An 11,858-nucleotide genomic window follows, 5' to 3' on the forward strand; every position below is an offset into this window, starting at 1 on the left:
TACTCTCCCCGTGTCCCCTACAGCTACCGCGGTCCGGCGGCCGCGGCCCTACAACAGGCCCACGGCGGTGTCGACGGCCGCCGCGACGTCACCGTCCACCGGATAGAGCAGCGAGCGCCCCACGACCAGGCCCTGCACCGTGGGCAGCCGCAGCGCCTTGCGCCACTTCTCGTACACGCCTTCCTGGTCGTCGCCGATCTCGCCGCCGAGCAGGACGGCGGGCAGGGTCGATGTCTCCATCACCCGGGCCATCTCGTCCGGATTCTCGGTGACCGGCACCTTCAGCCAGGTGTACGCGGAGGTGCCGGCGAGGCCGGAGGCGATGGCGATGGAGCGGGTCACCGCCTCGGCCGACAGGTCGTTGGCGAGCCGTCCGTCCCTGCGGCGGCAGATGAACGGCTCGACGAAGACGGGCAGCCGCCGCTCCGCCATGGCGTCGACGGCGCGGGCGGCCGACAGGAGGGTGTCGGGCGAGCGCGCGTCCTCGTAGTCGATACGCAGGAGCAGCTTTCCCGCGTCGAAGCCGAGGCGGGCGATGTCCTCGGCGCGGTGGCCGGTGAAGCGGTCGTCCAGTTCGAAGGCGGCGCCCGCGAGTCCGCCGCGGTTCATGGAGCCGACGACGACGCGGTCCTCCAGGGCGCCGAGGAGCAGCAGGTCGTCGAGTATGTCGGCGGTGGCGAGGACACCGTCCACGCCGGGCCGGGACAGTGCGAGGCAGAGGCGCTCCAGGAGGTCGACGCGGTTGGCCATGGCCAACCGGCGGTTCCCCACGGCGAGGGCGCCGCGTGCCGGGTGGTCGGCGGCGACGATCATCAGCCGTCCGCCGGGGCGCACCAGGGGGCGCCGGCCGCGGCGGGCGGCTGCCTCGGCGACCGCCTCGGGGTGGTGCGTACGGATCCGTGCGAGCTCCGACGCGTCGACTCGGGTCACTGAGCGGCCTCCGGTGGCAGCGTTCCCGGTGTGGGGACGGGGCCTGCGCCGAGGACCTGGACGACTTCCCTGGCGTACGGCATGGCGGAGGAGCAGGCGAGCCGGGCGGCGACGATCGCGCCCGCGGCGTTGGCGTACCGCATGACGCGCTCCAGGTCCCAGCCGGCCAGCAGGCCGTGGCAGAGCGCGCCGCCGAAGGCGTCGCCGGCGCCGAGTCCGTTGACGACCTCGACGGGTACGGGCGGCACCTCGGCGGTGGTGCCGTCGCGGTGGACGGCGAGGACGCCCTTGGGGCCCTGTTTGACGACGGCCAGTTCGGGTCCGGCGGCGAGGAGCGCCCGTGCGGCGGCGTACGGTTCGCGCTCCCCGACGGCGACTTCGCACTCGTCCAGATTGCCCACCGCGACCGTGGCGTGGCGCAGGGCCTGTTCGTAGAGGGGCCGGGCCGCCGCCATGAGGGCCCGCGGGTCGTCGGAACGCGGGTCGTCTGCGGGCACCTTCCAGAACATGGGGCGCCAGTCGAGGTCGAAGACGGTGATGTCCGTTCCGGGCCGACGTCCGGTCTGCCGCTCCTCGGAGCCGCGTACGCGCGCCTGGCTGCGCGCACCGAGGGCCGTCAGGGTCGAGGTCCGGCTGGGCTCCTCGCACAGGCCGGTACCCGTCATCCAGAAGATCCGCGCGGCCCTGACGGCGTCCAGGTCCAGCTCATGCGGATGAATTTCCAGATCGGGCGCCTTGGGCTGCCGGTAGAAGTACAGCGGGAAGTCGTCCGGGGGGAAGATCTCGCAGAACGTCACCGGAGTGGGCCACTGGTCGACGGGTGTCACCCACCGGTCGTCGACCTCGAACTCCCGCAGCGCGTGGTGGAGATAGTCCCCGAACGCGTCCCGTCCGGTGCGGGTGATGACAGCCGTACGGCGGCCGAGCCGGGCGGCGGCCACGGCCACGTTCGTCGCCGATCCGCCGAGGAACTTCCCGAAGGTGTCGACCTGCGCCAACGGGACTCCGGTACGCAGCGGATAGAGGTCCACGCCGATCCGCCCCATGGTGATCACGTCGTACGGCTCAGGCATACGCGTCCCCTCGTCTCGACGGCCAGTGCCAGGTCTAGTGCTCACTCCCGACCCCTGTCAACGTTTTGTCCTTACATTCGGACGAAGGCTTGACACTCTTCTCGGACGGCCTGGAGGCTGACCGGTATGACCTCCTCCGTACCCCCGCTGAACCGCATCAGGGTCGGGTCGGCCCCCGACTCCTGGGGCGTGTGGTTTCCCGACGATCCGCGACAGGTCCCCTGGCAGCGTTTTCTCGACGAGGTGGCCGAGGCCGGATACGAGTGGATCGAACTCGGTCCGTACGGCTACCTTCCGACCGATCCGGCGCGCCTCGCCGACGAGACCGCCCTGCGTGGTCTGAAGGTCTCGGCCGGCACCGTGTTCACCGGCCTTCACCACGGGCCCGCCGTCTGGGAGAAGACCTGGGCGCATGTCGCCGACATCGCCGCTCTCACCAAGGAGATGGGCGCGGACCATCTCGTCGTCATCCCGTCGTTCTGGCGTGACGACAAGACGGGGCAGGTGCTGGAGGACCGGACACTCACCCCGGCGCAGTGGCACGACCTGACGACTCAGACCGAGCGGCTCGGCCGCGAGGTGCGGGACCGCTTCGGGCTGAACATCGTGGTCCATCCGCACGCCGACACCCACATCGACAGCGAGGACAACGTCAGCCGTTTCCTCGACGCCACCGATCCCGATCTGGTGTCACTGTGCCTGGACACCGGGCACTACGCGTACTGCGGCGGCGACAGCGTCAAACTGATCGAGACCTACGGGGAGCGGATCGGGTATCTGCATCTCAAGCAGGTGGATCCGGAGATCCTCACGGACGTCATCGCCAACGAGGTGCCGTTCGGGCCTGCCGTGGGACGTGGCGTGATGTGTGAGCCGCCGAACGGAGTGCCCGCGCTGGAACCGGTGCTGACGGCCGCCCGGAATCTGGATGTTGATCTCTTCGCCATCGTCGAACAGGACATGTATCCCTGTCCGCCCGACAAGCCCTACCCGATCGCCAAGCGGACGCGCCGTTTCCTCCGCTCGTGCGGCGCGTAACTCCGGCCCCCCGTCGAACAATTGGACCACCAGCACCTCTGTCTCCCATGCGTTGTTTCTGTCACAGAGATCCGCTTAACGTCACGCTTATCTCCATTACGCGGGTTTTCCGTCACAGGCGCGTGACAGCCCCTCCCCCACCATCACTCTGCGTCGTTCAACGGGCACAGGCTCAGTGATCACCAGCGTCTCAGTCGCAGCTCTCCCGACGGCCCCCCGGCCGCCGCTGCGGTGGACGCAGGGAGGTGCCACACATGACGGACAGAAGTCTCTGGTCCTACAAGGAGATCGCCGCACACATCCGCGTACAGCCGGACACCGTCCGTTCGTACCGCAAGCACGGTCTGCTTCCACGGCCGGACCATGTGGAGAACGGCAAGCCCTACTGGTACGCGGACACCGTCCGCGCCTGGGTGGCCAAACGCCCGGGAAACAGAGGCCGTAGAGAGTAAGGGACGGAATCCGGCAACGCCCCGGGTCCGCCGAGGACCGACTCCGAGGGCCCCGTACCCCACACCACCGGTGGACGTACGGGGCCCTCGGGCGTGTCCGGCTCAGACCCCGACCTTGTCCCGCTCCCCCGCCCCGGACACGGTCCCGTCCAAACCGTCCGCACCGTCCACGCCATTGGCCCCGGCCGGCGGGTGCGACTCGCCCTCGCTCACCCCGAACCGGTCGTGGAAGCGGCGCAGCGGCCCCGGCGCCCACCAAGTCGCCTTCCCCGTCAGCTTCATCACCGCCGGAACCAGCAGGCTGCGCACCACCATCGCGTCCATGACCACGGCGAGCGCGATACCGAGACCGAGCATCTTGGTGTTGGTCACCCGCGAGGCGCCGATGGCGACCATGACCACCGCCAGGATCACCGCCGCCGCCGTGATCAGCCCTCCGGTGCGCTGGAGCCCGAAGACGACCGCGTGTTCGTGGTCACCACTCCGGTCGTACTCCTCCTTGATCCGGGATATCAGGAAGACCCCGTAGTCCATGGAGAGTCCGAACGCGACGCAGAACATCAGCACCGGAAGGGTCGTCTCCATGTCACCCGTTGAGGTGAAACCGAGGACTCCGGACAGATTGCCGTCCTGGAACACCCAGACGACCGCTCCGAACATCGCCGTCAGACTGAGCGCGTTGAGCGCCACCGCCTGGATCGGTATGAGGAGGCTGCCGGTGAGCAGGAAGACCAGCAGCAGCGTCACCACGACGATGATGCCCAGGGCCAGGGGCAGCCGGTCGGCGATGGCGTCCTTCGAATCGACCAGCACGGCGGCCGTACCGGTCACGGAGGTGTCGAAGGCGGCCGGCTCGGCCCGGAGTTCACGGACGAGCCGCTGGGCCTCCTGGCCCACCGCCTCACCGCGCGGCAGCACGGTGAAGTACGCGTGGTCGCCGGAGACGACCGGACCGTCGATCCGCTCCACATCCGGCAGAGCGGCCACCCGCTCGCGGTAGTCCGCGTACTCGGCGGAGTTCGCCGCGCCCTCACCCAGCACTTCGAGCCCACCGCCCGGACTGCCGGGGAAGCCGCCCCTGATGTCTTCCTGCACCACTCGGGCCTCGGCGCTCGACGGCAGTTGCCGGTGGTCCGCCGTGCCGAACTGCACGCCCAGGAAGGGCAGTCCCAGAAGCACCAGACCCGTGGCCGTCAGGGCGGCGAAGAGCGGAGCCCTGCGCATCACCAGCGTCGCCGTGCGCCCCCAGCCTCCGGACCCGTCCGGTCCCGCGGGCCGGGATCCGGCCGGGCCCCCGTCGCCGGGCACGGACTTCCTCCCGCGGAACAGCCGCCGCAGATCGAGGGAGTTGACCCGGTGGCCGAGCAGCATCAGCGCGCCGGGCAGCAGGAGCAGCGCGGCAGCGGCGGCGAGCAGCACCACCGCTATCCCCGCGTAGGCGAACGAGCGCAGGAAGTACTGGGGGAAGACCATCATGGCCGCGAGCGACACCGCCACCGTCAGGGCGGAGAACAGCACCGTCCGCCCGGCGGTGCGCAGCGTGGTCCCCACCGCGTCCCGCACCTCCGCGCCCTCGGCCAACTCTTCGCGGAATCTGCGCACGATGAACAGCGCGTAGTCCACGGCCAGTCCGAGCCCCAGAGCCGTGGTGAGGTTCTGCGCGAAGACCGAGACATCCGTGATCTCGGTGATCCCTCGCAGCACGGCGTTGGTGCCGAGGATCGCGACGATGCCGATCCCCAGGGGCAGCAGCGCGGCGATCGCGCTGCCGAAGACCATCACCAGCAGCACCAGCGTCACCGGCAGGGCGATCAACTCGGCTCGCAGCAGGTCCTCCTGGATGATGGCCTGCATCTCGTGCCGTACCGCGACCGGTCCGCCGACCGAGACTTCCACCGGCCCCTGCGCGCCACGGAATTCGGGCGCTATCCGCTCCAGGGTCTCGCCGGCCTCCTTCTCCTTGCCCACGATCCTGGCCGCGATCAGCGCCTCGCCCCCGTCCTCGGCGCGCAACGCGGGCGCTCGCGTCTGCCAGTAGGACCCGACACCCACGACGCCCGCCTCGGCCGCGAGCCGCTCGGTGAGCCGCTCGGCCTCGGCGGTGACGGCGGGGTCGTCCACGCCCTTGTCGCCCGCGTCGACGAGCAGCAGGAGATTCGGCTGGGAGGCGGGGAACTCACGCTCCAGCGCCTGCGTGGCGTAGGTCGACGAGGCATCGGGGTCCTCCCAGCCACCGGTGCCCATCCGGTCGCCCACGCCGCTCCCCGCGACGACCGCCAGCGCCGTGATCACCAGGGCGACCAGCAGCGAAAGCCGTGGGCGCGCCGTGACGAACCGGGTCCAGCCGCCGATTCGCGACGCCCTGTTGACTTCGGACATAGTGCGGTGTCCCCTTCACCGTGACCCGGCACATGGGTCGGCGACTGCCATGAAATGGCAAACACGAGTGATCGCTCGCATTAAGCAAGAATGCGAGCGACGACTCGCATTTGTCAACCGTCGCCAACCGATCGAGGGATCCTGGGGATTCACGTGCCTGAAGCGAGGAGAGGCGGAGCCGTGGAGCGAGACAGCCAGGACAGCGCGACCAAGGGCGGACCCGCCGGCGGCACCGGGAAGCCGCGCCGCCGCCAGGCCCGCGGCGAGCGCCGTATCGCCCAACTCCTCGAAGCCGCGGGCCGCGTCTTCTGCGCCAGCGGCTACACGGCGGCGAGCACCAACTCCATCGCCCGCGAGGCCGGCGTCTCCCCCGGCACGCTCTACCAGTTCTTCCCCAACAAGGAAGCCATCGCGGTCGAGTTGGGTGACGTGCTCCTCAATCGCTGGCGCACGACCTACGGCCAGGCGTTCACCCCCGCCCATGTGAATCTGCCGCTCCCCGAGATGCTGGACGCCGTCCTCGATCCCCTGATCACGTTCAACTGCGAGAATCCGGCGTTCGCGGTCCTGATGCACGGGTCGGAGATTCCGGGGCAGGTGACGGAGGAGCACGACCTCCTGCACTCCACCCTGCTCACCCGGGTCGAGGAGATCCTCGGCAGCTACCTTCCCGACACCCCCCGGGCGGAGCGCACCAGAACGGCGGAGTTCGCCTTCGCCCTGTTCAAGGGCGGCATGGACCTGATCCTGTCCCACGAGGGTGAGGAGCGGGAGGCCTATATCGGGGAGCTGAAGAGCGCCATGTTCCGCTATCTGTGCCCCGTCGTCGGCGACGCGCTCCCGCAGCGCCCGCCATCACGGGAGACCACGGGAGCGGAGTCCTGACCCCCTGCGCGCACCAAGCACCTCCGCCCGGGAGTCGCTTTTATACCCCCTAGGGGTATAGGCTGGGAGCGTCAGGGCGTCTCGGCGTTCCCGCCGGCCCCTGGCGCACCATGCCTCGCACATTCGCCCCGGAGGAGAACGCCATGACCGCAGAGACGCAGACCGAGACGCAGACCGCCCCGGCCGCCGGTTCCTGCTGCTCGCCCACCGGCTCCTGCCACGACGGCGCCGCCGGGGCCACGACGGACTCCGTCACCAGGGTGTACGCGGTCACCGGCATGACGTGCGGCCACTGCGAAGGCGCGGTCTCCGACGAGATCTCCGCGCTACAGGGCGTCACGTCGGTCAAGGCCGAGGCCGCCACCGGCCGGGTGACCGTCACCTCCGAGGCCCCGCTCGAGGAGAGCGACGTGCGCGCGGCGGTCGACGAGGCGGGCTACGAGCTGACCGGCCAGGCCTGAACGACCTCCGCCGCGGGGCCGTACGCGACCGGATTCCTCCGGATCGGGTGCGGCCCTTCCGCCGTTTCCGCCGTCCCGCACCACAACATCCCTGCTCAGCCCGGTGATCAGGGAGCCGGGACGGCACCCCTGTCATCTGTTTTCGTAGTAACCAACAATTTGTGACCCCGTCCCTTCACATGAGGCACAGGACCTTCACAAAGAGATCTAGATCACATAGATTTAGGGGTAACCATCCGGGCAGCTCGCGAGTCTAAGAGGCGATGCCGAGAACGTCTTGGGGGACGTTCATGAGATGTCTTGGGGGATGTCTCAGGCAAGCGTTGGCCGGGGCACGTGCAACTGGGGAGCTTTGAGCGGCCCCCCTGGTTCGTACGTACCCCGGCAGACCGCGTGAAACTGGCTTCTGCCGGCAACCGCAGACGCCCGGCCCGGATCCCGTGGGGGGAATCCGCTCCGGGGATATGGGAAGCGCCCCGCTATACCGACCCGTGGGGGGATCGGGAAGCGGGGCGCTTTCTGTTGCGCTCGGGTGGCCGTCCGGTTCGCGGAACCGCCGACCGGACGGCGAGAACCCTCCGCCGAGGGCTCAGCGGCTCTCGACCGGGACGAAGTCGCGCAGGACCTCACCGGTGTAGATCTGACGCGGGCGGCCGATGCGGGAGCCGGGCTCCTTGATCATCTCGTGCCACTGGGCGATCCAGCCGGGAAGCCGGCCGATCGCGAAGAGCACGGTGAACATCTCGGTCGGGAAGCCCATGGCCCGGTAGATCAGACCCGTGTAGAAGTCCACGTTCGGGTAGAGGTTGCGCGAGACGAAGTAGTCGTCGGAGAGCGCGTGCTCCTCCAGCTTCAGCGCGATGTCGAGCAGCTCGTCGGACTTGCCGAGCGCCGAGAGGACATCGTGCGCCGCCGCCTTGATGATCTTCGCCCGGGGGTCGAAGCTCTTGTAGACGCGGTGGCCGAAGCCCATCAGACGGACGCCGTCCTCCTTGTTCTTCACCTTGCGGATGAAGGAGTCGACATCGCCGCCGTTGGCCTGGATGCCTTCGAGCATCTCCAGCACCGACTGGTTGGCGCCACCGTGCAGCGGGCCCCACAGGGCGCTGATGCCGGCGGAGATCGAGGCGAACATGTTCGCCTGCGACGAGCCGACCAGACGCACGGTGGAGGTCGAACAGTTCTGCTCGTGGTCCGCGTGCAGGATCAGCAGCTTGTCGAGGGCCGAGACCACCACCGGGTCGAGCTCGTACTCCTGGGCGGGCACCGAGAACGTCATGCGGAGGAAGTTCTCGACGTACCCGAGATCATTGCGCGGGTACACGAAGGGGTGACCGATCGACTTTTTGTACGCGTACGCGGCGATCGTCGGCAGCTTGGCCAGCAGCCGGATCGTCGACAGGTGGCGCTGCTTCTCGTCGAACGGGTTGTGGCTGTCCTGGTAGAACGTCGACAGCGCGCTGACCACGGAGGACAGCATGGCCATCGGATGCGCGTCACGCGGGAAGCCGTCGAAGAACCGCTTCACGTCCTCGTGCAGCAGCGTGTGCTGGGTGATCTCGTTCTTGAAGGACGACAGCTCGTCGACCTTGGGAAGTTCACCGTTGATGAGCAGGTAGCCCACCTCGAGGAACGTCGAGCTCTCGGCCAGCTGCTCGATGGGGTAGCCGCGGTAGCGGAGGATGCCCTGCTCACCGTCGAGATAGGTGATGCCGGATTTATAGGCGGCGGTGTTGCCGTAGCCGCTGTCCAGAGTCACCAGGCCGGTCTGGGCCCGCAGCTTCCCGATGTCGAAGCCCTTGTCGCCGACGGTGCTGTCGATCACCGGGTAGGTGTACTCGCCATCGCCGTACCGCAGTACTACAGAGTTGTCGCTCACGTCATCCCTCACCGACGTAGTGCCTCTTCTTCGAGGTGCCCTGACTGTCTCTACCATCCCCCATTTGGCTCAGGAGAGTGCACTCGGGGTCGACCATTAGGCCTATTCGCGGCACTGAGTGCCGCCAACTTTCACATCCTGCCCCCTTCGCCCCGGTTCCGAAAGCCCGGGGTGGCAATCCCGTCGCCGGACACTCCCCTGGGGGAGGACGATCCGCCCGAACACGGACCGCCGCCGGGACCGGCCGCGCCAGGTCCCACCAGGTCACGCGAGCTCAGAACTTCCCGGACCGGAGGCTGCCGGAGAGCCGGTGGTCGAGCGCGGTGCAGCGCCGGCCCGCGGAGACCGTACGGACCGCCTGCCCTATCGCCTTCCGGGAGCCGACCAGGACGACGAGCTTCTTGGCACGGGTGACCGCCGTGTACAGCAGGTTCCGCTGGAGCATCATCCAGGCGCCGGTGGTGACGGGGATGACCACGGCGGGGTACTCGCTGCCCTGCGAGCGGTGGATCGTCACCGCGTAGGCGTGCGCCAGCTCGTCCAGCTCGTCGAAGTCGTAAGGCACTTCCTCGTCCTCGTCCGTCCGCACCGTCAGACACTGGTCGTCCAGGTTCAGCGAGGTCACGACCCCGACCGTGCCGTTGAAGACGCCGTTCTGCCCCTTGTCGTAGTTGTTGCGGATCTGGGTGACCTTGTCTCCGACGCGGAAGACGCGACCGCCGAGCCGCTTCTCGGGCAGTTCGGGCCGGGCGGGGGTGATGGCCTGCTGGAGCAGGCCGTTGAGGGTGCCCGCGCCGGCCGGGCCGCGGTGCATCGGGGCCAGCACCTGGATGTCGCGCCGCGGGTCGAGGCCGAAGGTGGCGGGGATCCGGCGGGCCGCGACATCCACCGTGAGCTTTCCGGCCTCCTCCGTCTCGTCCTCCACGAACAGGAAGAAGTCGCTGAGGCCCTGGGTGATGGGCTGGACCCCGGAGTTGATGCGGTGGGCGTTGGTGACCACCCCCGACTGCTGGGCCTGCCGGAAGATGCGGGTCAGACGCACCTGTGGCACGGGCCCGTCGTCGGCCAGCAGGTCGCGCAGCACCTCGCCCGCCCCGACCGAGGGCAGCTGGTCGACATCGCCGACGAGCAGCAGATGTGCACCGGGTGCCACCGCCTTGACGAGCTTGTTGGCGAGCAGCAGATCCAGCATGGACGCCTCGTCGACCACCACCAGATCGGCGTCGAGCGGCCGGTCCCTGTCGTAAGCGGCGTCCCCTCCGGGTTTGAGTTCCAGCAGCCGGTGGACCGTCGACGCCTCGGCGCCCGTGAGCTCGGCGAGGCGCTTGGCCGCGCGCCCCGTGGGCGCCGCGAGGACCACCTTGGCCTTCTTGGCCCTGGCCAGCTCCACGATCGAGCGGACCGTGAAGGACTTGCCGCAGCCCGGCCCACCGGTCAGGACGGCGACCTTGCGGGTGAGGGCGAGCCGCACCGCGGCTTCCTGCTCGGGGGCCAGTTCGGCGCCTGTGCGGCTCGCGAGCCAGGGCAGGGCCTTCTCCCAGACCACGTCCTGGAAGGCGGGCATCCGGTCCTCCGACGCGCGCAGCAACCGCAGCAGCTGGGCGGAGAGGGAGAGTTCGGCGCGGTGGAACGGCACCAGGTAGACGGCGGTGACCGGCTCGCCCCCGTCAGGGCCCGGCACCTTCTCCCTGACGACTCCCTCCTCCTCGGCGGCGAGCTCGGCGAGGCAGTCGATGACCAGACCGGTGTCGACCTGGAGGAGCTTCACCGCGTCCGAGATGAGCTGCTCCTCCGGCAGGAAGCAGTGGCCCTGGTCGGTCGACTGGGAGAGCGCGTACTGCAGTCCGGCCTTGGCGCGGTCAGGACTGTCGTGCGGGATACCGACGGCCTGGGCGATGCGGTCGGCGGTGAGGAAGCCGATGCCCCAGACGTCGGCCGCCAGCCGGTAGGGCTCGTTCTTCACGACGGAGATCGAGGCGTCGCCGTACTTCTTGTAGATGCGGACGGCGATCGAGGTCGAGACACCGACGCCCTGGAGGAAGATCATGACTTCCTTGATCGCCTTCTGCTCCTCCCAGGCGGCGCCGATCATCTTCGTCCGCTTGGGTCCGAGGCCGGGGACCTCGACGAGCCGCTTCGGCTCCTTCTCGATGATCTCCAGTGTGTCGACGCCGAAATGCTCGACGATGCGCTCGGCGATGCGCGGTCCGATGCCCTTGATCAGTCCGGAGCCGAGATAGCGGCGGATGCCCTGGATGGTCGCGGGCAGGACCGTCGTGTAATTCTCCACCGTGAACTGCTTGCCGTACTGCGGGTGCGAGGCCCAACGGCCCTCCATCCGCAGCGACTCACCGGGCTGCGCGCCGAGGAGCGAGCCGACCACGGTGAGCAGATCGGCGCCACGGCCGGTGTCGACGCGGGCGACCGTATAGCCGTTCTCCTCGTTGCTGTACGTGATCCGCTCAAGAACGCCTTCGAGCACGGCCGGGTTGGACATGATCCGACGCTACCGTCTGGGTACGACAGCCGGCCCGCCCTGTGGACAACCTCGGCGCCGGAGAGCCGCACCTGTGGACAACTCCCTCTCGGGCAGGGCTCCGAGGAAGCGGCCGGAAAAGCTTTAGGGGCCCGGTCCACCGGACCGGGCCCCACGCGCTCCCCCCTCCGAACAAGGCTTCCCGATCCCCCCGGACCCCTCCCCGGAAGCCTTGATGCCATGTACGACCACCGTCACCCCGAAAGGGTTGCACGGTTGCGGGCA

General features: G+C 69.0%; 9 protein-coding genes. 4 read left to right on the top strand and 5 right to left on the bottom strand.

Annotated elements, in window-relative coordinates:
* Nucleotides 1-48 precede the first annotated feature (48 nt).
* Together SSPS47_RS10535 and iolC are read right to left on the bottom strand one after the other, a co-directional pair.
* A complete protein-coding gene (locus SSPS47_RS10535) occupies nt 49-930 on the bottom strand; it encodes a deoxyribose-phosphate aldolase (RefSeq protein ID WP_164250513.1) in 882 nt (293 codons plus the stop codon).
* Entirely contained in the window at nt 927-2,003 is a 1,077-nt protein-coding gene (gene iolC, locus SSPS47_RS10540) for a 5-dehydro-2-deoxygluconokinase (RefSeq protein ID WP_164250515.1), read from the bottom strand. Before iolC ends, SSPS47_RS10535 begins: the two co-directional genes overlap by 4 nt.
* A 126-nt stretch (nt 2,004-2,129) precedes the next feature.
* On the opposite strand from iolC, the gene SSPS47_RS10545 reads away from it, so the two are divergent.
* On the top strand, nt 2,130-3,041 hold the full coding sequence (locus SSPS47_RS10545; RefSeq protein WP_164250517.1) for a sugar phosphate isomerase/epimerase: 912 nt from the start codon (nt 2,130-2,132) through the stop codon (nt 3,039-3,041).
* Between the two features lie 254 nt (nt 3,042-3,295).
* Nucleotides 3,296-3,493 carry a MerR family transcriptional regulator gene (locus SSPS47_RS10550; protein ID WP_078077269.1) on the top strand — a complete coding sequence of 66 codons (198 nt, stop codon included), beginning with the start codon at nt 3,296-3,298 and terminating at the stop codon, nt 3,491-3,493.
* 102 nt (nt 3,494-3,595) lie between these two features.
* On the opposite strand, the gene SSPS47_RS10555 is transcribed toward SSPS47_RS10550, so the two are convergent.
* Nucleotides 3,596-5,872, bottom strand: coding sequence for an MMPL family transporter (locus tag SSPS47_RS10555; RefSeq protein ID WP_164250520.1), 2,277 nt, complete (start codon nt 5,870-5,872; stop codon nt 3,596-3,598).
* A 180-nt stretch (nt 5,873-6,052) separates the two neighbouring features.
* Here SSPS47_RS10555 and SSPS47_RS10560 point away from each other — a divergent pair, with 180 nt between their 5' ends.
* Both SSPS47_RS10560 and SSPS47_RS10565 read left to right on the top strand, forming a co-directional pair.
* The gene (locus tag SSPS47_RS10560; RefSeq protein WP_239064840.1) at nt 6,053-6,757 is read left to right on the top strand and encodes a TetR/AcrR family transcriptional regulator; all 705 of its coding nucleotides are present in this window, start codon (nt 6,053-6,055) and stop codon (nt 6,755-6,757) included.
* Nucleotides 6,758-6,900: 143 nt separating this feature from the next.
* Nucleotides 6,901-7,218, top strand: coding sequence for a heavy metal-associated domain-containing protein (locus SSPS47_RS10565; RefSeq protein ID WP_164250524.1), 318 nt, complete (start codon nt 6,901-6,903; stop codon nt 7,216-7,218).
* A 589-nt stretch (nt 7,219-7,807) separates the two neighbouring features.
* Here the strand turns inward: SSPS47_RS10565 and SSPS47_RS10570 are convergent.
* Nucleotides 7,808-9,097, bottom strand: a complete 1,290-nt coding sequence (locus SSPS47_RS10570; RefSeq protein WP_078077265.1) for a citrate synthase — start codon at nt 9,095-9,097, stop codon at nt 7,808-7,810.
* A 274-nt stretch (nt 9,098-9,371) separates the two neighbouring features.
* Nucleotides 9,372-11,594 carry an ATP-dependent RecD-like DNA helicase gene (locus tag SSPS47_RS10575; RefSeq protein WP_164250525.1) on the bottom strand — a complete coding sequence of 741 codons (2,223 nt, stop codon included), beginning with the start codon at nt 11,592-11,594 and terminating at the stop codon, nt 9,372-9,374.
* Nucleotides 11,595-11,858: the final 264 nt, after the last annotated feature.

The organism is Streptomyces sp. S4.7, assembly GCF_010384365.1.
Classification (GTDB): Bacteria; Actinomycetota; Actinomycetes; order Streptomycetales; family Streptomycetaceae; genus Streptomyces.